Source organism: Streptomyces sp. DG2A-72, assembly GCF_030499575.1.
Classification (GTDB): Bacteria; Actinomycetota; Actinomycetes; order Streptomycetales; family Streptomycetaceae; genus Streptomyces.
Genome location: NZ_JASTLC010000001.1, coordinates 4,252,582 through 4,273,196, shown reverse-complemented (window position 1 = coordinate 4,273,196; position 20,615 = coordinate 4,252,582). Strand labels below are relative to the sequence as shown.

Genomic DNA, 20,615 nt, shown 5'->3' with positions numbered 1-20,615 from the left:
TGCGCGTCCTACGCGGCGGAGCTGCTGCTGGACGAGGTGCCGGAACTCGACGAGGTGCCGGTGCTCGACGACTTCGTGTCCGAGGACGACGACGTGGTCGAGGAGTCCGAGGTGGACGTCGACGGCTTCGACGCCGGAGAGCTGCTCGACGAGGAGCCGCGGCTGTCGTTGCGGTAGAAGCCGGAGCCCTTGAAGACGATGCCGACCGCGGAGAACACCTTCTTGAGGCGGCCCTGGCAACTGGGGCAATCGGTCAGGGCGTCGTCGGTGAACTTCTGCACCGCCTCGAGGCCCTCGCCGCACTCGGTGCACTGGTACTGGTAGGTGGGCACTGTCTTCCTCCTGGCACTCTCACTCGATGAGTGCTAACGATCGTCCATACTAACCCGCGCCGCCAGCAAATGGAGTAACGTGCGTCACCTGCCGCCAGGCAGCGGTCAGGGCTTGACCGCCGTGAGGGCACTTGTGCCCAAGTGGGAAGCCGCGTAGCGGCGGAGTCACAGTGACGTATTCCTCGGGAATTGGGAATTCACCGTCACATCTCACCGATCGCGACAGGCTCGCGATAGGCCGCGCCGCGCGCGACCACTTTGGTCGCGCGCGGCGGCGCCAGCCTCGAGCGCAGTGCCAGAAGCGTCCCCAGGGCGAGCACGGTGCCGCCCATCGGCACGAGGAATCCGGCACCGCCCCAGAAGCGGTCCTCGAGTTGCCCGGCGACCGTGACGGCCGCCGCCTGTCCGAGGGCCACCGCGCCGGTGAGCCAGGTGAAGGCCTCGGTGCGGGCGCCGGCCGGGACCAGGCCCTCGACCAGCGTGTAGCCGGTGATCAGTGCGGGCGCGATGCACATGCCCACGAGCAGGCCGAGGCCCGCGAGGACCAGGACGGAGTGCGCGGCCCACAGGCCGGAGGCCGTCAGGGCGAGCGCACCGTACGCCACCAGGAGGCGGCGCTGCGGGGCGACCTTCCAGGCGATCGCGCCGCAGACGAGGCCGGAGAGCATGTTGCCCGCGGCGAAGACGCCGTACAGGACGCCGTTCAGTCCGGGTTCGCCGATCGACTCGCTGAACGCGGCCAGCGAGACCTGCATCCCGCCGAAGACGGCGCCGATGCCGAGGAACGTCACGATCAGAATGCGCACTCCAGGGATGCGCAGCGCGGAAACGTGCTCCACGCGCGCGTGCCCGCTCACCGTGACGCGGGGCTGTGTGTTCTTCTGCGCCGCGAACAGCAGACCGCCGATGAGCGTCAGCGCCGCCTCGGTCACCAGGCCCGCGGCCGGGTCGACGGCGGTGCACAGGGCGGTCGCCAGCAACGGGCCGACGACGAAGGTCAGCTCGTCGGTGACGGACTCGAAGGCCGCCGCGGTCGTCATCAGGGGGGAGTCCTGGAGCTTCACGCCCCAGCGGGCCCGCACCATGGGCCCGATCTGCGGCACGGAGGCGCCGGTGGGCACCGCCGCCGCGAACAGCGCCCACAGGGGCGCGTCCGTGAGCGCGAGGGCCGTCAGGGTCAGGCCCGACAGCGTGTGCACCAGCACGCCGGGGACCAGCACGGCGCGCTGTCCGTAGCGGTCCGCGAGGCGCCCGCTGTAGGGCGCGAACACAGCCATGGAGACACCGGTGGCCGCCGCGACGGCGCCCGCGGCGCCGTACGAGCCGGTGGTGTGCTGCACGAGCAGCACGATGGAGAGGGTGAGCATCGCGAACGGCTGGCGTGCCGCGAAACCGGGGAGCAGGAACGTCCAGGCGCCGCGGGTGCGCAGCAGTTGCCCGTAGCCCGGGCGGGAGGAGGCCGGCGAGTTCTTCGACGGCTCGGTGGTGACCGTGGATGCCACGGTCCGTGCCTTTCTGCCGCCTGGTAGCGCGCCCCCTCAGGGGGCGGCGCCGAGAGCTGTCCTCTTGCGCGGAACTGCGGTAGATACCGGGGCCCACTGCGGGGGCGTCCCGGCCGCCATACGGTCGCGCCAGCTCTGCGTCAGACAGAGTTGGTTCGATCAAAGTGCGCCTTCATCGTACAGGGATCGGTGACTGACGCGCCTGTGAAAGTGACCACCATGGTGGCGTTCACCTGTGATTGTTGTCGCCGTTGGTCCCCAGCCATCCAGCCAGCTTGCCGCCGTGCCCCACCGCCCGCAGTCGCCGCTCCGCCGCGTCCCGGACGGGATCCGTGGCGACCACGAGCAGTTCGTCCCCGCGTCGCAGCACGGTCGTCGGCAGCGGAACGAACGATTTCCCGTCGCGTACGACAAGCGTGACGGCGGCCCCGGCCGGCAGTCGCAGTTCGTTGATCTCCACGCCGTGCATCTTCGACCCCTCGGGGATCGACAGGGACAGCAGATGCCCGCGCAGCCGCTCCAGCGGCGCCGACTCGATGCCGAGGTCGGAGGCCTCGGTCTCCTCGCCCAGCTGCAGCTTGCGGGCCAGCCACGGCAGTGTCGGCCCCTGGATCAGGGTGTAGACGACGACCAGCACGAAGACGATGTTGAAGATACGGCGGCTGGCTTCGACGCCCTCCACCATGGGGATCGTCGCCAGGATGATGGGCACGGCGCCGCGCAGCCCGGCCCAGGACATCAGCGCCTGCTCCGTCCATGGCACCCGGAACGGCACCAGGCACAGCACCACGCTCAGCGGACGCGCCACCATGGTCAGCACCAGCCCGATGACCAGCGCGGGCACGATGTCGTCGCCCAGCTCGTGCGGGGTGACCAGCAGGCCGAGCAGGACGAACATGCCGATCTGCGCGATCCAGCCGAGCCCGTCGGCGAAACCGCGTGTGGCGGGCCAGTGCGGCAGCTTCGCGTTGCCCATGACCATCGAGGCGAGATACACACCGAGGAAGCCGCTGCCGTGGACCATCGCGCCCGCCGCGTACGCGGTGACGGCGATGGCCATGACGGCGATCGGGTAGAGGCCGGAGGCGGGCAGTGCCACATGCCTGAGCCCCCAGGAGCCCAGCCAGCCCACCGCGAGACCGATGGCGGCGCCGATGGCCAGCTCCAGGAGTATCTCGCCCACCAGCACATACCAGTGCTCGATCGGTCCCGCCGTGGAGAAGGCGAGCACCAGGATGACCACGGGGGCGTCGTTGAAGCCGGACTCGGCCTCCAGCGTGCCTGTCACGCGCGCGGGGAGGGGGATTCTCCGCAGCACCGAGAAGACGGCCGCGGCATCCGTCGACGACACCACCGCGCCGATGATCAGTGCCTGACGCCACTCCAGCCCGATGAGATGGTGCGCGGCCGTCGCCGTGATCCCGACGCTGACCGCGACCCCGACGAGCGCCAGCATGGAGGCGGCCGGCAGGGCGGGCTTGACCTCTTTCCACTTCGTGCCGAGACCGCCCTCGGCGAGGATCACGACCAGCGCCGCATAGCCGATCACCTGCGTCAGTTCGGCATCGTTGAAGTGGATGTCACCGATGCCGTCCTGGCCCATGAGGACGCCGATGCCCAGGTAGACGAGCAGGCCGGGGAGCCCGCTGCGCGAGGAGATCCGGACCGCTGCGACGGCGACGAGCAGGACGAGCGAGCAGACGAGCAGAAGTTCGTTGAGATCGTGGACTGTCAGCGGCCGTTCCCTTTCCTGGCTCACACGGCACGCGCGCGTGGGCTCATGTACATCGGACACGAAGGCGCAGTGCTCCGCACCCAAGTACTTCGTTACCTTACCTAACTCTTGACGATTCCTTGACGTTCCGAGGGTGAGATCGAACGCCCGTCCGTCCCAGTTCCCCACTCCGCGTCAAGGGGCTACGGGCCCTGCGCCTATGGTTGCTCCAGCGCTCATTCAAAAGGACAGCCGGCCCTGCCGCTCGCGTAAGGACAGCAAGGACAGCGATGCCCCCCAATACCACCGCCTCATCGGGTCAGCAGCCCGGCAAGTCTCGGAGGAAGAAGGGGCCCAGAGCCCGTCTGATCGTCCTCGTCCTCGTGCTGGCCCTCGTCGGAGGGGTTGCCTACGGGGGGTACTGGTCGATCAGCACCGTCCGTGCCTCCTTCCCGCAGACCAAGGGTTCCATCTCGCTCGACGGCCTGTCGGCACCCGTCGACGTCAAGCGTGACGGCAACGGCATCCCGCAGATCTACGCCTCTTCCGACGAGGACCTGTTCATGGCGCAGGGCTACGTCCAGGCGCAGGACCGGTTCTACGAGATGGACGTGCGCCGGCACATGACCTCCGGGCGCCTGTCGGAGATGTTCGGCAAGGGCCAGGTCGACAACGACGCGTTCCTGCGGACCCTGGGCTGGGACCGCGTGGCGAAGAAGGAGTACGACACCAAGCTGTCGCCCGCCACGAAGAAGTACCTCCAGGCGTACGCCAAGGGAGTCAACGCCTACCTGGAGGGCAAGGAAGGCAAGGAGATCTCCCTGGAGTACGCGGCTCTCGGGTTCAGCAACGACTACAAGCCCGAGAAGTGGACCCCGGTCGACTCGGTGGCCTGGCTGAAGGCGATGGCCTGGGACCTGCGCGGCAACATGGAGGACGAGATCGACCGCGCCCTGATGACCAGCCGCCTGGGCCCCAAGCAGATCGATGACCTGTACCCGGACTACCCGTACGGCCGGAACAAGGCGATCGTCCAGGACGGCCAGTACGACGACCTCACGAAGACCTTCGAGCAGAGCGACAGCGAGAGCGGCACGTCAGGAACGTCCTCGGGCGGCACGACGGGCCAGTCCTCCTCGGGCACGGCCTCCTCGGCCCTCCAGACCCAGCTGACGGGCCTCTACGACGTCCTGGACGACCTCCCCACGGCCGTCGGCGTGAACGGCAACGGCATCGGCTCCAACGCCTGGGTCGTCTCCGGCAAGCACACCATCACCGGCAAGCCGCTGCTGGCCAACGACCCGCACCTGTCGGCCTCGCTGCCGTCCGTCTGGTACCAGATGGGCCTGCACTGCCGCACCGTCTCCAGCAAGTGCCAGTACGACGTCAGCGGCTACACCTTCGCGGGCATGCCCGGCGTCGTCATCGGCCACAACCAGAACATCTCCTGGGGCATGACCAACTCCGGCGTCGACGTCACCGACCTCTACCTGGAGAAGCTCACCGGCGACGGCTACCTGTACGACGGCAAGGTCAAGCCGTTCACCTCGCGCGAGGAGACCATCAAGGTCGCCGACGGCACCTCCAAGAAGATCATCGTCCGGGAGACCCAGGACGAGAAGACCGAGGGCGGGGAGACCTTGCAAGGGATGCCCCTGCTGTCCGACCGCGACGACGAGCTGGTGAAGGTCGGCAGAAAGGCCACCGTCGACGCCGCCGCCCCCGACCGCGGGGACGGCTACGGCATCGCACTGCGCTGGACAGCCCTGGACGCGGGCACCACCATGGACGCCGTCTTCGCCATGGACAAGGCGGCCGACTGGAACGACTTCCGCGAGGCGGCGGCGCTGTTCGAGGTGCCCTCGCAGAACCTGGTCTACGCCGACACCCAGGGCAACATCGGCTACACGCTGCCTGGCAAGATCCCCACGCGCGCGAAGGACGACAGCGGCTCGATCCCGGCGCCGGGCTGGGACTCCAAGTACGAGTGGACCGGCTACATCGACCAGGACGAACTGCCCTTTGAACTCAACCCGAAGCGCGGCTACATCGTCACCGCCAACCAGGCCGTCATCGACCAGGACAAGTACCCCTACACGCTGACCACGGACTGGGGTTACGGCGCCCGCAGCCAGCGGATCACCGACCTGATCCAGTCGAAGATCGACGACGGCGGCAAGATCTCCACCGACGACATGCGCCAGATGCAGCTCGACAACAGCAGCGAGATCGCCAAGCTGCTCGTGCCCCAGCTGTTGAAGATCGACATCGCCGACAAGGACGTCCGCGAGGCCCAGAAGCTCCTCGAGGGCTGGGACTACACCCAGGACGCCGACTCGGCGGCGGCCGCGTACTTCAACTCGGTCTGGCGCAACATCCTCAAGCTCGCCTTCGGCAACAAGCTGCCCAAGGAACTGCGGGTCGAGGGCCAGTGCCTGTGGGTCGACCCGGTCAACACCACCGGGCCCGCGGACGAGACCCAGAAGGTGCGCGAGTGCGGTCAGCGCGGAGCCGACCAGGCACAGCCGGACGGCGGTGACCGCTGGTTCGAGGTCGTACGGGGCCTCATGAACGACCCGGACAGCGACTGGTGGAAGACGCCTCGCTCGGGCACCCGCCCGGCCGCCGGCAACCGCGACGAGCTGTTCAAGCGCGCCATGATCGACGCCCGCTGGGAGCTGACCGCCAAGCTCGGCAAGGACATCGACACCTGGAACTGGGGCCGGCTGCACCGCCTGTTCCTCAAGAACCAGACCCTGGGCACCGCAGGCCCCGGCTTCCTGCAGTACGCCCTCAACCGCGGCCCCTGGAGGCTCAGCGGCGGCGAGGCGACGGTCAACGCGACCGGCTGGAACGCCGCCGGCGGCTACGGTGTCATCTGGGTGCCGTCGATGCGCATGGTGGTCAACCTCGGCGACCTCGACAAGTCGAAGTGGATCAACCTCACCGGCGCGTCAGGGCATGCCTACAGCTCCCACTACACCGACCAGACGAACAAATGGGCCAAGGGCGAACTGCTGGACTGGTCCTTCTCGGACAAGGCAGTCGAGGAGAACACCAGTGACACGCTGGTGCTGAAGCCCTGAGGCACTGAAATGCCCCTCCACGCGCGCGTGGAGGGGCATTTCCTGTTCATGGGCGATCCGTTCATGGCCGACTGAAGCGACGTACGCCCGACGGCGTCACCACCGCGTGCACCGGCCGGTCGTGAGCCTGAGCGGGAACCCGCTCGACGACCTCCGAGTCGTACAGGAGCACCACCAGCGCCGGATGCGCGCCCGCGCGCTCCAGGCGGGCGAGTACCCGGTCGTACGAGCCCCCGCCGCGCCCCAGCCGCATGCCGCGCGCGTCAACGGCCAGGCCGGGCAGCAGGACGACGTCGGCGCCGGTCACCGCGTCCGGGCCCAGGCGTTCCCCGGTGGGCTCGAAGAGGGCCATTCTGCCGCCGTGTTGGACGCGCGCGAGGGAGTCCGCTCCGGAATACGAGCCCCAGTCCAGGTCGTTGTCCGGCAGGAGCGCCGGGAGCAGCACACGCGCGCCCCGCGCGCGCAGCGCGTCCAGCAGCGCGAGCGTTCCGGGTTCGCTTCCGACGGAGACGTACGCCGCCACCGTGCGGGCCTGTGCCAGCTCGGGCAGCTCGAGCGCGCGCTCGCCCAGAGCCTCGGCGGCTTCCCGCAGGTCATCCGCAGTCAAACTGCTTCTCACCGTGATGAACCCTCGCCGCAACATTCGCTTGTCAGGCTCAGCCGGACGTCCGATGTGACTCAAAGGTCCCACCCGTACCCTTCTATTGCGCTCATATGAGAGCCAATTAACCGGAGCCACAGATTCTCCACAAAGGCACCGGATAAGGTTGCGGGCATGACTCAGTCGCACCCAAGGATCAGCAAGGCTGTCATTCCCGCAGCGGGCCTCGGTACCCGGTTCCTGCCGGCCACCAAAGCCACTCCCAAGGAGATGCTGCCGGTCGTCGACAAGCCGGCGATCCAGTACGTGGTCGAGGAGGCCGCCTCCGCGGGCCTCGATGACGTCCTCATGATCACGGGCCGCAACAAGCGCCCCCTCGAGGACCACTTCGACCGCAACTACGAGCTGGAATCGGCCCTTCAGAAGAAGGGCGACGCCGGCCGGCTCGCCAAGGTGCAGGAGTCCAGCGACCTCGCCACCATGCACTACGTGCGCCAGGGCGACCCCAAGGGCCTCGGCCACGCGGTGCTCTGCGCGGCCCCGCACGTGGGCCAGGAGCCCTTCGCCGTCCTCCTCGGCGACGACCTGATCGACCCGCGCGACCCGCTGCTCAAGCGGATGGTCGAGGTGCAGGAACAGCGCGGCGGCAGCGTCATCGCGCTCATGGAGGTCGCGCCCGAGCAGATCCACCTCTACGGCTGCGCGGCCGTCGACCCCACCGAGGACAGCGACGTCGTCAAGGTCCACGACCTGGTCGAGAAGCCGGCCGCGGCCGACGCCCCGTCGAACTACGCCATCATCGGCCGCTATGTCCTCGACCCGCACGTCTTCGACATACTGCGCGAGACCGAGCCGGGTCGCGGCGGCGAGATCCAGCTCACCGACGCCCTCCAGCAGCTCTCGCAGGACGAGAAGGTCGGCGGCCCGGTGCACGGCGTCGTCTTCAAGGGCCGCCGCTATGACACCGGGGACCGCGGTGACTATCTGCGTGCCATTGTCAGACTCGCGTGCGAACGTGAAGACCTGGGCCCGGACTTCCGGACCTGGCTTCGCAGTTACGTAGCCGAGGAGATGTAGCAACGTTGAGCAGCGCCGCGCCCCGCACCGCCGGTCAGGACCGCCTCTGGTCGGTGGACGAGCACTTGGAGGACATCCTCGCCACCGTCCGCCCCCTCGAACCCATCGAGCTGCAACTCCTCGACGCCCAGGGCTGCGTCCTGGTCGAGGACGTCACGGTGCCGGTGTCCCTGCCGCCGTTCGACAACAGCTCCATGGACGGGTACGCGGTGCGGGTCGCGGATGTCGCGGGCGCGAGCGAGGAGTTCCCGGCGGTCCTGGAGGTCGTCGGGGACGTCGCGGCGGGCCAGGCCGACCTGCTCCAGGTGGGGCCCGGCCAGGCCGCCCGGATCATGACCGGCGCCCCCCTGCCGCCCGGCGCCGAGACCGTCGTCCCCGTGGAGTGGACCGACGGAGGCCTCGGCGAGGGCCCGGTGACCGGGATGCGCGCACGCAGCCTGGCCCCCGCGGGCGCCGACGGGCATGTGCAGGTGTATCGGCCGGCCGAGGCACGCGCGCACGTACGCGCGATGGGCAGCGATGTGAAGGCCGGCGACCGCGCCCTGGAAGCCGGCACCGTCCTCGGTCCGCCGCAGATCGCGCTGCTCGCCGCCATCGGGCGCGGCTCGGTACGCGTGCGCCCGCGCCCGCGCGTCGTCGTCCTGTCCACCGGCAGCGAACTCGTCCAGCCCGACGAGGAGCTCGGCAGCGGCCAGATCTACGACTCCAACAGCTTCGCCCTCACCGCCTGCGCCCGCGACGCCGGCGCCATCGCCTACCGGGTGGGCGCCGTCGCCGACGAGGCCGAGACGCTCCGGTCCACCATCGAGGACCAGCTCGTCCGCGCCGACCTCATGGTCACCACGGGCGGGGTGAGCGTCGGCGCGTACGACGTCGTCAAGGAGGCGCTTTCGCACGTGGGGGACGAGGACGAGGCGGGCAGCGGAATCGACTTCCGCAAGCTCGCCATGCAGCCCGGCAAGCCCCAGGGCTTCGGCTCCATCGGCCCCGATCACACACCGCTGCTGGCGCTCCCCGGCAACCCGGTGTCGTCGTACGTCTCCTTCGAGCTGTTCGTCCGCCCCGCGATCCGCACCCTCATGGGCCTCGACGACGTCCACCGGCCCACCACCCGGGCCACGCTCACCGCGGACGAGGCGCTGACCTCGCCGAAGGGGCGCAGACAGTTCCTGCGCGGGACGTACGCCGACGGCGAGGTGACCCCCGTCGGCGGCGCCGGATCCCACCTGGTCGCGGCCCTCGCGCACGCGGACGCGCTGATCGTGGTCCCCGAGGACATGGAGTCCGTCGAGCCCGGCACCGAGGTCGAGGTGGTCCTGCTCCGCTGAGCGCTCCAGGTTGGGGGTACCGTGTCGCGCACAACTGGCCCGGCGCCGTACCGCGACGGGCCCGGACCGGGAGCGCCACACGCCATGACTGTGCCTTCCCGGGGGAGACCCCCGGACCCTCTGTGCAGGACCGACTGACGCACATTGACGACGCGGGCGCCGCGCGCATGGTCGACGTGTCCGGGAAGGACGTGACCGCGCGCACCGCCCGTGCCAGCGGCCGCGTCCTCGTCTCACCCCGCGTGGTCGAGCTGCTGCGCGGCGAGGGAGTTCCCAAGGGGGACGCCCTGGCCACCGCGCGAATCGCGGGCATCATGGGCGCCAAGCGCACGCCGGATCTGATCCCGCTGTGCCACCCGTTGTCGGTGTCGGGTGTGAAACTGGATCTGTCGGTCGCGGACGACGCCGTGGAGATCCTGGCCACCGTGAAGACGACGGACCGCACGGGCGTCGAGATGGAGGCGCTCACCGCGGTCTCCGTCGCCGCGCTCACCGTGATCGACATGGTCAAGGCGGTCGACAAGGGAGCGGTCATCACGGACGTGCGGGTGGAGGAGAAGACGGGCGGCAAGTCGGGCGACTGGAGCCGAGCATGACGTATCGCGCTCTTGTGGTCACCGCCTCCAACAGGGCAGCCGCCGGGGTCTACGAGGACAAGGGCGGTCCGCTGATCGCCGAGGGCCTCAAGGGCTTCGGCTTCGCGGTCGACGGCCCGCAGGTCGTCCCCGACGGCGACCCCGTGGAGGCCGCTCTGCGCGCGGGCGTCGATGCGGGCTATGACGCCATCGTCACCACCGGCGGCACCGGCATCTCGCCCACCGACCGCACACCCGAGGCGACCCGCAGGGTGATCGACCACGAGGTGCCGGGCATCGCGGAGGCCATCCGCGGGTTCGGACGGGAGAAGGTGCCTACGGCGGCGCTCTCCCGCGGTCTGGCCGGGGTGGCGGGGCGGACGCTGATCGTGAATCTGCCCGGATCCACCGGCGGGGTGAAGGACGGACTGGCTGTCCTGGAACCCCTTTTGGCACACGCCGTCGACCAGATCCGCGGCGGGGACCACCCCAGACCCGGCGCCGGTAGCGGGGGTGCGAGCTGAACAGCCCATCCTGGCCGGCCGTGCTGGTGGACGGCGATGTCGTCCTCCGGCCGATAAAGCTGCGCGACCAGCGCGCCTGGCGTGAGGTCAACCGGCGCAACCGCGACTGGCTGCGGCCCTGGGAGGCGACGATCCCGCCGCCCACGCCGAGCGGGCCGATGGCGCACCGGCCGACCTACCGCCAGATGGTGCGCCATCTGCGGTCCGAGGCGAACGCGGGCCGGATGCTGCCGTTCGTGATCGAGTACCAGGGGCGGCTGGTGGGGCAGTTGACGGTCGCCGGGATCACTTGGGGTTCGATGTGCTCGGGGCACATCGGCTACTGGGTGGACGAGGCCGTGGCCGGACGAGGGGTGATGCCGACGGCTGTGGCGCTTGTCGTGGACCACTGTTTCCGCACCGTTGGTCTGCACCGCATCGAGGTCTGCATTCGCCCCGAGAACGGGCCCAGCCGCCGGGTCGTGGAGAAACTCGGATTCCGCGAGGAGGGGCTGCGTCCGCGTTATCTGCACATCGACGGAGCCTGGCGCGACCACCTCGTCTTCGCGCTCACCGCGGAAGAGGTGCCCGAAGGGCTGCTGAGCCGCTGGCGCCGGTCGCGCTCGCAGAAAGCGCCGCGTACGAACCCGCAGAACACCCAGGGGAATCCCGCCTAGCCCGGAAATTGAATAAGTGTTCGAAATTGTTCGCCCGATGACCGGCTCAAGCCAATAAATTCGCACCCTCAGCGGCCTGCTGATCGCATCGGTCACAAAAAAAGTTCGAAATATCAGCCAGATCGTGCGACACACCGGCTCAATTGGCAGATGGCCTCACGCAAACCCCTCTACCGTGTGAGGCGTGAGCAGCAGCGGCCTCATCTACGCAGTCATTGTCGGGGCCTGGGCCGCCTACTTGGTGCCGATGTGGCTCCGTAGGCAGGACGAGCTGAACGAGGCCCGTCCGACGGAACGCTTCAGCACCGCCATCCGGCTGCTGTCCGGACGGGCGGCGATGGAGCGCCGATACGCCAAGGACCTGCGGGCGCGCTCCGCCGACGAGGGGGAGCCCAGCGCCGACGACCCGGGCGCGGTCACCGATTCGGTGGACGTCCGGGCCTTCGCCATGCCCCCGGCCCGCCCGCAGGCGCGCGCGGCGGTTCAACCGCCGGCCCAAGGGCGCTCGGAACCGGCGCGCGAGCAGGCGCCCGCGCCTGAGCCCAAATCCACGCACGCATCAACGCCGGAAGCCAAGCCCGCGCCCGAACCCGCCGTCGCGTCGACGCGCAAGCGGGTGCCTGCCGCCCGGCGCACCCCCGACGCGGAGGCGGCCGAAGCACGGGCTCGGCGCTCGAAGGTCCTCGCGCGCCGCCGGCGCACCACGGTGGTCCTCTTCCTCGCCTTCACCCTCGGCGCGATCGTCGCCGCGGTCGGCGGGCTCGCGTTCCTCTGGGCGCCCGGCGTGCCCGCCGTGATGCTCAGCGCGTACATCGTGTACCTCCGCGCCCAGGAACGCCGTCGCTTCGCCTATCAGATGGACCGGCGCCGAGCCGAGGCCGCGGCGCAGCGGCTGCGCGAGCGCAGCCGCCAGCCGCGTCGGCGTACTTCCGCCGAAGCCGGCGCGGGCACGGAAACCGACGAGCACGACGAAAGGCCCAAGCCGGAGCAGGACGCCGGCCTCTCGGCCCTCGCCGCCGACCGCCGCGCCCTCGTCGAGCAGACCGACCACGCCGAGTGGGTCGACCAGCAGCGCGAGCGGCAACGGCGGCCGGGCCAGGGCGACAGCTGGGACCCGGTACCGGTGCCGCTGCCCACCTATGTGACAGCGCCGGTGGCCCCGCGAGCCACCGCCGACGTGGACCTCGGCGCACCGGACGCATGGAGCTCCGCACGCTCCAGCTCGGTCGCCCGGGACGGCGAGGCCGGAGCCGGGACGCGGGAGCGTGGCGACAGCGCCGACTCCGCCGCCGTACGCGAGGCCGCCGAGCACGACGAGACGGGCGCCCGCGCGGACGACAGGGAAGAGGGAGGCGGCCGCAGCGACGCCCGCCGCGCCGCTTCCGCCCGCCGGGCGCGGGAGCGGGGGCGCACGCCGCTGTTCGACCAGTACGAGGACGGGGACCGGCCGCGCGCGGCGAACGAGTAGGCCACGCGCCGCCGCCCGGCGTCAGCACCTCCCACCCGCCCCACCAGCCCTGTCCCCTCGACCGGCAAAGGAACGGATTTCCAAGCATCCGGATCGGGGTGCTAAGGTTTCACTCGTTGCAAGGGCCTGTGGCGCAGTCCGGTAGCGCACCTCGTTCGCATCGAGGGGGTCTGGGGTTCAAATCCCCACAGGTCCACCGCAGCTCAAAGCCCCTACTGGTGATCACCGGTAGGGGCTTTGTCATGCCGTACAGCAGCGAAGTAGAGCAACTACTTTCGATCTTGCTTCCCAGGGTGCTTGCCGAGCTCGCGTAGTGCGCGCCGAGTGTCGTGCAGGCGAATCCGGCGGACGCCCGCCCTGGCCGACCGGTCGACGAACCGGTGGTTGAAGTTGCGGGGTTCGAACGGTGTGCCGCAGCGCGTGGTGAACACGAAGTCGGAATCCGTCCACAGCTCACCGGCCGCTTGCTTGGCCAACTCCTGTTCTGCAGGAGCCGATTGATGCGCTGTAGAGGTCTGTTCAGGTGCCGCCGGCGGCGGGTCTGCCGGCAGGGACTTCAGCGTCTCCCGCGTGATCGCCAATCGGCGCAGCCGGTCCTCGGCATCCGCGATCTGCTTGTGGATCCGCTCAAGTTCCTCGTGCAGCCCGGACAACTGGTCACGCGCGGCCGACTCGCCCTGGTCCAAACGCTCGAAGTGCGACGCCATGATTCCCCCGGCTCCCGCCGACACCCCCAGAGGACAACTCGCGGCAGCCTCCTGGCACTTGATGCCACACCACGAGGCAACCCTGCCCTGTCCGTGGTCTGTGATCCATCAGCGAGGTGGCGAAGTATCAGGGGTATCGGCTGCCCACCGTCCACTACAGTGCGGCATGGGCCGTGACTGGCGCTGGGGTGGAGTACCACCGGGGAGCGGCCTGACGAAACCGTCAATGCCGTGCGCCTGGGCGAGCAGCAACGACGCCTGGGAGACGACATGCCCCCGACCCAGATGGCCCAGCTCATGGACGGCACCGGCCTCGCCCGCCGCATCACCGCACAAACCGCCGCCAAGGCAGCGGAGATCTCACGGCGCGCAGGTGTCGCACCATGCCTGGCGACAGTGCTGGTGGGCGAAGACCCCGCGTCGGTCACGTACGTCCGCATGAAGCGCACCCGCTGTGCGAAGGCCGGCATCCACTCCCGTCACATCCCACTGCCCGCCACCACCACGACCGCCGAACTCATCGACACACTCGCCGCCCTCTCCAGCGACCCCGAGGTGCACGGCATCCTGCTGCAGCACCCGGCCGGCCCGCACATCGACGAACGGGCGGCGTTCGAGGCCATCGCTCCGGAGAAGGACGTCGACGGCGTCACCATGCACTCCTTCGCCGCCATGAGCTTTGGACTGCCCGGCTTCCAGTCGTGCACACCCGGCGGGATCCTGCGACTCCTGGACGAATACGACATCGAAATAGCCGGCAAGCACGCCGTGGTCGTCGGCCGCAGCGCCATCCTCGGCAAGCCCGTGGGGATGCTCCTGCTCGCACGCGACGCCACGGTGACGTACTGCCACTCCCGCACCACTGGCCTGCCCGCGCTCGTCCGGGAAGCGGACATCGTCGTGGCGGCCGTGGGACGGCCCCGGCTGATCCGCGGCGAGGACGTCAAACCGGGCGCGGTGGTGATCGATGCCGGGTACAACCCGGGCAACGTCGGCGACGTCGACTTCGACACCGCCCGCACCCGCGCCCGCCTGATCACTCCCGTCCCCGGCGGCGTCGGGCCGATGACCATCGCAGTCCTGCTCGCGCAGACCGTGGACGCCGCCGCGCGTCAGCTCGGAGTCCCGGGACACTGACACCACCCGCGTCGGCCGACCCACCGGATCACTATCACCGGAGCCTCAACACCACGGGAAACGATCTTCACGAGTCCTCGGGCGGGATTTCTTATGTGCGCAGGCGCAGTGCCACCGCGGTCGGGAGCACCGCGGATGCCACAGCCAGCAGCGCGCACGCGCCCGTTGCCGCGCCGAGTTCCGCCCAGGGGAGTCGGATCGGTGACCACACGGACTGCAGGGTGAGGGCGCCCCACATGCCGAGGAGGTTGAGGACGGTCACCAGGAGGCCCAGGAGAGCGCCGATCACTACGACGGTCAGGGCTTCGGCGGCGACCAGGCGCAGCACCTGGGTGCGGGTGGCGCCGGCCAGGCGTAGTGCTGTCAGCTCTCGTGCGCGGTCGGAGGCCGCCATGATCTGGGTGTTGGCGAGGGAGATGCCGGTGTAGAGGAGGGCGATGCCGAGGACGAGCAGGATGCCGAGGCGGGTCGTTCGGTCGGTGTCGGCGAAGCCGGTCGTGGGGAAGGCCGTCCGGAGCCACTTGTCGGAGGTGACGACGTCAGCGTGCGCCGCATGCCCTCGGCCGCCCACTGCCTCCCGCAACCCCACCGCCTGCCGCAACGCCCTCACCACACCCGCCCTGTCCGCCCCCTCCCGCACCCGCACATCCACCCGTTCCACCACCGCCCCCGGCGCGTTCGCCGCCGTGATGTACACCCCGTTGTCCCCGGTTCCCACCGGCATCACCCCGGCGATCCGCAGGGACCGTCGGGTGCCGTCGCCGAGCCAGACCGTCACGTGCTCGCCGACCCGGTGCCGGGACCACTCCTCGTTGACGATGATCGAGTCGTCGTCGAGGTCGGTGACGCGGCCGTCGGTGAGCGGCAGGCGTGCGGTGGCGGCGAGTCGGTGTGGATCGACGGCGTGGGCCTCGGACTTGATGAGGGCGACGCCGTCCTCGAGGACGTACACCGCGCTCGACGCGACCGGAGACACCTCGGCCCCGGGCACCTCCCGAAGTCGCCGCACGGTCGCCGCGTCCAAAGGCGTCATCCCAGACTCCACCCCAGACCCCACCCGGGACGTCACCACGAAGTCCGCGGCGGTCTGCTCCCGTGCCTCGGTCGCCCGTGCCTCGTTCAAGGTCGCCGTGGCGCCCAGCAGGGAGCCCGTGAGAGCGACCGTGACCAGAACCGGGGCGGCCACGGCGGCCGTACGTCCGACGCCGGCCGCGGCGTTCTCCCGGACCAGCAGGCCGATCGCGCCGGGCAGCCGGACGATCAGCCGGGTCAGCGGACCCACCAGCACCGGGGACAGCAGGGCGACCGCGGTGATCAGGAGCATCGGGCGGCTGATGTACGTCTTGCGGTGCAGTAGGTCGCCCGGCTCGGTCAGCAGCGCCAGGACCAGGGTCACGGCGGCCGTGACCAGCAGGGCTGTCCCGCACAGGAGACGGCCCCATGGGCGCATCCCGCTCGCCCCGCTGTCCACCGACGCCTCCCGCAGCGCCTGCGTCGGACCGGTTCGCCCGGCCCGCCAGGACGCGGCGACCGACCCGCACAGGGCGGCCGACAGGCCCGTCCAGAACGCCAGATGGTACGGCCAGCTGTGGTCGCCGATCGTGAACCAGGCCGGTGCGAGGCCGCCGTCGACGACCAGGCCGGCGAGGTGCGGGGCGCCGTACGCCCCCAGCACGCAGCCCGCCGTCGACGCGAGCGCGCCGACCGTCAGCGCCTCCGCGACGACCATGCGGCGCAGCCGGCCCGGAGTGGCCCCCACCATGCGCAGCAGCCCGAACTCGCGGCGCCGCTGGGCGACCGCGAAGGCGAACGTGGACGCCACGACGAACACCGACACGAACGCGGTGACGCCGCCCGCCGTGCCGAACAGGGCGTTCAGCGCGGTGAGCGCCTCGGCGTCACGGTCGGGATCGGCGTCCGCCAGCCGCCGTTCGTCCCCGGTGAGGACGCGCACGCCGGGAGCCACCAGCCGTCGTACCTCCGACGCCTGCGCGTCCACGACGAGTCGCATGACCGGCGGAGACAGCGCGGCGGCCCGGGCATCCGGGTAGAACAGTGCGTCCTCGAAGCCACGTGCACGCACCGTCCCGACCACCCGCACCGTCCCGTGGTCCGTGCGCAGCTTCTGCCCTACGGCGGTCCAGTCGTCGGTCGCCACCACCTCGTCCGCGGCCCGGGGCGCACGGCCCGCGCTCAGTTCGTACGGGGCGAAGGCGGCCGTCGACCACGGGTGACCCACCAGATCACCGGGCGCGCGCTCCGCTCGTACGGCGAACGCGCAGTCCTCGGTGACCTTGCCGAGGGTGCGCAGCGCGGCGACCGTCTGCGCGGGGACTGGACGTGGCTGCGCCAGCTTCTGGGTGCGGTCGCCGACGCGCAGGGTGTCCTGGCCCTGCACCACGACCGGGGCCGCGGCGAACCGTTCCGGCGGTTGCCCGGGCGCGTCCAGGGAGGAGGCCAGGGTCAGCCCCATGACCGTCATCAGCGCGACGCCGAGCGAGAGCGCGACGAAGCTGCCGGCGAAGGTGGTCCAGCGGGTGCGCAGCGCGTGCAGGGTGGTGGTCAGCACGGCAGGGCCTCCAGCTCCGTCATGTGCGCGGCGATCTTCCCCTTCGACGCCCCGCACAGCTCCCCGTGCACACGCCCGTCCACCAGGAAGACCACCCGGTCCGCATACGACGCGGCCACCGGATCGTGGGTCACCATCACCACCGTGCGGCCCTCGGCGTCGACCAGGCCGCGCAGCAGATCCAGCACCTCCCGCCCGGTCCGCGTGTCCAGGGCGCCCGTCGGCTCGTCGCCGAAGAGGACCTCGGGGCGGGTGATCAGGGCGCGGGCGATGGCGACGCGCTGCTGCTGCCCGCCGGACAGCTCCGAGGGCCGATGCCGGGCCCGGTCGCCGAGGCCGACCCGGTGGAGCGCCTCGCGCACCGCGGCCCTGGCCACGCGCCGTCCGGCCAGGCGCAGGGGCAGGGCCACGTTCTGCTCGGCGGTGAGGGACGGCAGCAGGTTGAACGACTGGAACACGAAGCCGATCCGCTGCCGGCGGAGCAAGGTCAGCCTGCGCTCGCTCAGCCCGGTCAGCTCCGTGTCGCCGATCCTGACCGAGCCGGACGTGGGCCGGTCGAGCCCGGCCGCGCACTGCAACAGCGTCGACTTGCCCGACCCCGACGGGCCCATGACGGCGGTGAAGGTGCCCGGCGGGAACGCCAGCGAGACCCGGTTCAGCGCCGTCACCCCGCCGTCGCCGCCACCGTACTGCCTGCTGATGTCCCGCAATTCGATCGCGTTGGGTCTCATCTCTCCCCGCAGTCATGGTCGTTCGGTTTCGTGGTGTCCACGAAACCGCCCGATCGCCGTCCGAATCAGTGCGGCAGGACCGAGACTTGGGGTAGGGCCAGGCATACCTCTCACTCTCCGTGCAGCCCGATCGCCCAGGGCGCTCCGGGCTCCTACGGTGATCCCCATGCGAAACATCTGGCGGGCGCTGGGCAGCCGCGGGTACCTGCTGTCCCCGTGGCCCTGGCGGGCCGTTGCCTATCTGGCGAGCGGGGCGGTGTGCGGGGCGGTCGTCCTGGTGGTGATCGTCAGTGGGGTGGTGGTCGGGGCCGCCCTGTCCGTCGTGGTCGTCGGGCTGCCGCTGCTGCTGCTCACCGCGCTGGCCGGGATACCCGTGGCGGGCGTGGAGCGGTGGCGGCTGCGGATCGCCGGGCAGCAGGTGGCCGCCGGTCAGCATCGGGTGCCTGCCGTGCCGGGGCTGCGGGCGTGGCTGTCGACGCGGCTCAAGGAAGCGGCGACCTGGCGGGAGCTGGCGTACGCCGTGCTGTTCGGGCTGGTGCTGTGGCCGCTGGACGCGCTGGCCGTCGTACTCTTGGCGGGCGTTCCGCTGTCCATGGCCTGCGCACCCCTGGTCGTCGCCGTCGACGGCGAGGCGAAGGTGGTCAAGTTGTGGACCGTCGACAGCTGGCCCGGCGCCTTCGGGGTCGCCGTGCTCGGGCTGGTGCTCCTCGCGCCCGGCGCGTACGCCCTCGGGTGCGCCGCCGGGGCGCGCGCCGAGCTGGCGCGTGCGCTGCTCACCACGAAGGCCGAGGACAGCGAACGGGTCACCGAACTGGTCCGCTCCCGCGTGCGGTTGGTGGATGCCTTCGAGGCGGAGCGCCGCCGTATCGAACGCGATCTGCACGACGGAGCCCAACAGCGCCTCGTCGCCCTCACCCTGACCCTGGGCCTCGCCCGCCTCGACGCGCCGCCGGGCCCGCTCGCCGACCAGCTCGCCAAGGCCCACGCGGACGCCGACGGAGCGCTCGCCGAACTGCGGGAGCTGATCCACGGCATCCACCCGAAAGTCCTCGCCGACTACGGCCTCGAAGCCGCCCTCACCGACGCGGCCGACCGCAGCCCGGTGCCGGTGGACCTGGACCTCGACCTGCCCGGCCGACTGCCCCGGCCCGTCGAGACAGCCGCGTACTTCGTCGCCCGCGAGGCCCTCGCCAATGTCGCCAAGCACAGCGGGGCGCAGACGGCCGGGATACACGGGCGGTACGACGGCGGGCGCCTGGTGCTCCGTATCGAGGACGACGGATGCGGCGGAGCCGATATGTCACAGGGCACCGGACTCACCGGCCTCGCCGACCGGGTGTCGGTCCTCGATGGCAGACTCACCCTGTCCAGCCCGCCGGGCGGACCGACCCTGCTGCGCATGGAGATTCCTTGCCGTCCGAGCCGCCCCGCACGAGAACCCTCCGCATAGTCCTCGCCGAGGACAGCGTGCTGCTGCGCGAAGGGCTGACCGGGCTGCTCACCCGCTTCGGGCACGAGGTGGTCGCCGCCGTCGGCGACGCGGACGCCCTGCGGGCGGCGGTCGCCGAACACGAACCCGACGTCGTCGTCACGGACGTACGGATGCCGCCCGGCTTCCAGGACGAGGGTCTGCACGCGGCCGTCCAACTGCGCGAGGAGCGGCCCGGGTTGCCGGTGCTGGTGCTCAGCCAGTACGTGCAGCGGGCCTATGCGGCCGAACTGCTCGACTCCGGCGACGGATCCGGCGTCGGCTATCTGCTCAAGGACCGGGTGGGCCAGGTCGAGGAGTTCGTGGACGCGCTCGCCGAGGTGGCGTCCGGCGGCACGGTCGTCGACCCGGAAGTCGTACGACAACTGCTGCGCCGGCGCCGGGATCCGCTCGCCCGTCTCACCCCGCGCGAGCGGGAGGTGCTGGCGCTGATCGCCGAGGGCCGCTCCAACGGCGCGATCGCCAAGGCGCTGGTGGTGTCCGAGGCGGCCGTCGGCAAGCACATCGGCTCCATCCTCACCAAGCTGGACCTGCCGCCGGCCGACGACGTCCACCGGCGGGTCCTGGCGGTCCTCGCCTTCCTCAGGAGTTGAGCTGCTTCGCAAAGCAGCGGCTGGACTCGTAGAGGCGGTAGTAACCGAACTTCTCGCACGGCTCATAGCCGCTGGACGTGTACAGGCCTATCGCCTCCGGCTGCTGGAGCCCGGTCTCCAGGACCATGCGCACACGGCCCGCCGCACGCGCGTCGTCCTCGAGGGCGGTGAGCATGCGCCGCGCCAGCCCTCGCCCGCGCATCTCCGCGACGACGTACATCCGCTTGAGCTCCGCGTCCCCGTCCTGGTTGCCCTCGGCGTTCGCGTCCTGGCTGCGCCAGCCGCCGGTGGCCACGGGGCGGTCCTGGTCGTCGTACGCGATGAGGTACACGCCGTTCGGCGGCTCGAAGTCGGACGGGGCGAGGGAGGTGGCGTCGCCGCCGTCGCCGTAGCGCTCGTGGTACTCGGCCTGGACCTCGTCGTCGAGCTTGACGGCGTCGGGGTGGTCGAACGGGACGCGACGTATATGCATGCTAACAACCGTATATTTGTGAGGCGATGGAAATCTAGACTCTGTCCAGTGTGC

Annotated in this window: 18 protein-coding genes, 1 tRNA gene and 1 riboswitch; of the genes, 11 read left to right on the top strand and 8 right to left on the bottom strand. The window is 70.6% G+C overall.

What is annotated here, in order from left to right; translation table 11 throughout:
• Nucleotides 1-8: 8 nt before the first annotated feature.
• The 3 genes from QQY66_RS20085 to QQY66_RS20075 all read right to left on the bottom strand — a co-directional run bounded on the left by QQY66_RS20085 (nucleotide 9) and on the right by QQY66_RS20075 (nucleotide 3,629).
• Complete coding sequence (locus QQY66_RS20085) at nucleotides 9-332, bottom strand: FmdB family zinc ribbon protein (protein WP_301981722.1); 324 nt, start codon at nucleotides 330-332, stop codon at nucleotides 9-11.
• Nucleotides 333-535: 203 nt separating this feature from the next.
• On the bottom strand, nucleotides 536-1,834 hold the full coding sequence (locus QQY66_RS20080; protein WP_301981721.1) for an MFS transporter: 1,299 nt from the start codon (nucleotides 1,832-1,834) through the stop codon (nucleotides 536-538).
• Between the two features lie 229 nt (nucleotides 1,835-2,063).
• Nucleotides 2,064-3,629 (bottom strand): potassium/proton antiporter, encoded by a 1,566-nt coding sequence (locus QQY66_RS20075; RefSeq protein ID WP_301981720.1) that lies wholly within the window; start codon nucleotides 3,627-3,629, stop codon nucleotides 2,064-2,066.
• Between the two features lie 209 nt (nucleotides 3,630-3,838).
• On the opposite strand from QQY66_RS20075, the gene QQY66_RS20070 reads away from it, so the two are divergent.
• On the top strand, nucleotides 3,839-6,634 hold the full coding sequence (locus tag QQY66_RS20070; RefSeq protein ID WP_301981719.1) for a penicillin acylase family protein: 2,796 nt from the start codon (nucleotides 3,839-3,841) through the stop codon (nucleotides 6,632-6,634).
• A 61-nt stretch (nucleotides 6,635-6,695) separates the two neighbouring features.
• On the opposite strand, the gene QQY66_RS20065 is transcribed toward QQY66_RS20070, so the two are convergent.
• Entirely contained in the window at nucleotides 6,696-7,277 is a 582-nt protein-coding gene (locus QQY66_RS20065; RefSeq protein WP_301981718.1) for a 5-formyltetrahydrofolate cyclo-ligase, read from the bottom strand.
• 132 nt (nucleotides 7,278-7,409) lie between these two features.
• On the opposite strand from QQY66_RS20065, the gene galU reads away from it, so the two are divergent.
• The 7 genes from galU (at nucleotide 7,410) to QQY66_RS20030 (ending at nucleotide 13,059) form a co-directional block, all read left to right on the top strand.
• The gene (gene galU, locus QQY66_RS20060; RefSeq protein WP_301981717.1) at nucleotides 7,410-8,312 is read left to right on the top strand and encodes a UTP--glucose-1-phosphate uridylyltransferase GalU; all 903 of its coding nucleotides are present in this window, start codon (nucleotides 7,410-7,412) and stop codon (nucleotides 8,310-8,312) included.
• 5 nt (nucleotides 8,313-8,317) lie between these two features.
• The gene (gene glp / locus QQY66_RS20055; RefSeq protein WP_301981716.1) at nucleotides 8,318-9,640 is read left to right on the top strand and encodes a gephyrin-like molybdotransferase Glp; all 1,323 of its coding nucleotides are present in this window, start codon (nucleotides 8,318-8,320) and stop codon (nucleotides 9,638-9,640) included.
• Nucleotides 9,641-9,807: 167 nt separating this feature from the next.
• Nucleotides 9,808-10,236, top strand: a complete 429-nt coding sequence (moaC, locus tag QQY66_RS20050; RefSeq protein ID WP_301987426.1) for a cyclic pyranopterin monophosphate synthase MoaC — start codon at nucleotides 9,808-9,810, stop codon at nucleotides 10,234-10,236.
• On the top strand, nucleotides 10,233-10,739 hold the full coding sequence (locus QQY66_RS20045) for a molybdenum cofactor biosynthesis protein B (protein WP_301981715.1): 507 nt from the start codon (nucleotides 10,233-10,235) through the stop codon (nucleotides 10,737-10,739). The genes moaC and QQY66_RS20045 overlap by 4 nt, the downstream gene beginning before the upstream one ends.
• A gap of 20 nt (nucleotides 10,740-10,759) precedes the next feature.
• Nucleotides 10,760-11,395 (top strand): GNAT family N-acetyltransferase, encoded by a 636-nt coding sequence (locus QQY66_RS20040; RefSeq protein WP_301981714.1) that lies wholly within the window; start codon nucleotides 10,760-10,762, stop codon nucleotides 11,393-11,395.
• 184 nt (nucleotides 11,396-11,579) lie between these two features.
• Nucleotides 11,580-12,863: a gephyrin-like molybdotransferase receptor GlpR gene (gene glpR / locus QQY66_RS20035; protein WP_301981713.1), complete on the top strand. Its 1,284-nt coding sequence runs from the start codon at nucleotides 11,580-11,582 to the stop codon at nucleotides 12,861-12,863.
• A 122-nt stretch (nucleotides 12,864-12,985) separates the two neighbouring features.
• Nucleotides 12,986-13,059, top strand: a tRNA-Ala gene (locus QQY66_RS20030).
• 73 nt (nucleotides 13,060-13,132) lie between these two features.
• Here QQY66_RS20030 and QQY66_RS20025 read toward each other — a convergent pair.
• A complete protein-coding gene (locus QQY66_RS20025) occupies nucleotides 13,133-13,570 on the bottom strand; it encodes a hypothetical protein (protein WP_301981712.1) in 438 nt (145 codons plus the stop codon).
• A gap of 163 nt (nucleotides 13,571-13,733) precedes the next feature.
• Nucleotides 13,734-13,820: riboswitch (ZMP/ZTP riboswitch) on the top strand.
• 20 nt (nucleotides 13,821-13,840) lie between these two features.
• Here QQY66_RS20025 and QQY66_RS20020 point away from each other — a divergent pair.
• Nucleotides 13,841-14,707 (top strand): bifunctional 5,10-methylenetetrahydrofolate dehydrogenase/5,10-methenyltetrahydrofolate cyclohydrolase, encoded by an 867-nt coding sequence (locus QQY66_RS20020; protein WP_301981711.1) that lies wholly within the window; start codon nucleotides 13,841-13,843, stop codon nucleotides 14,705-14,707.
• Between the two features lie 91 nt (nucleotides 14,708-14,798).
• On the opposite strand, the gene QQY66_RS20015 is transcribed toward QQY66_RS20020, so the two are convergent.
• On the bottom strand, nucleotides 14,799-17,276 hold the full coding sequence (locus tag QQY66_RS20015) for an ABC transporter permease (protein ID WP_301981710.1): 2,478 nt from the start codon (nucleotides 17,274-17,276) through the stop codon (nucleotides 14,799-14,801).
• Nucleotides 17,270-18,007, bottom strand: a complete 738-nt coding sequence (locus QQY66_RS20010; RefSeq protein ID WP_301981709.1) for an ABC transporter ATP-binding protein — start codon at nucleotides 18,005-18,007, stop codon at nucleotides 17,270-17,272. The genes QQY66_RS20015 and QQY66_RS20010 overlap by 7 nt, the downstream gene beginning before the upstream one ends.
• A 166-nt stretch (nucleotides 18,008-18,173) precedes the next feature.
• Between QQY66_RS20010 and QQY66_RS20005 the strand changes: the two genes are divergently transcribed.
• Both QQY66_RS20005 and QQY66_RS20000 read left to right on the top strand, forming a co-directional pair.
• The gene (locus tag QQY66_RS20005) at nucleotides 18,174-19,457 is read left to right on the top strand and encodes a sensor histidine kinase (protein WP_301981708.1); all 1,284 of its coding nucleotides are present in this window, start codon (nucleotides 18,174-18,176) and stop codon (nucleotides 19,455-19,457) included.
• Entirely contained in the window at nucleotides 19,418-20,089 is a 672-nt protein-coding gene (locus QQY66_RS20000; RefSeq protein WP_301981707.1) for a response regulator transcription factor, read from the top strand. The genes QQY66_RS20005 and QQY66_RS20000 overlap by 40 nt, the downstream gene beginning before the upstream one ends.
• On the opposite strand, the gene QQY66_RS19995 is transcribed toward QQY66_RS20000, so the two are convergent.
• Complete coding sequence (locus QQY66_RS19995; RefSeq protein WP_301981706.1) at nucleotides 20,079-20,561, bottom strand: GNAT family N-acetyltransferase; 483 nt, start codon at nucleotides 20,559-20,561, stop codon at nucleotides 20,079-20,081. The genes QQY66_RS20000 and QQY66_RS19995 overlap by 11 nt on opposite strands.
• Nucleotides 20,562-20,615: the final 54 nt, after the last annotated feature.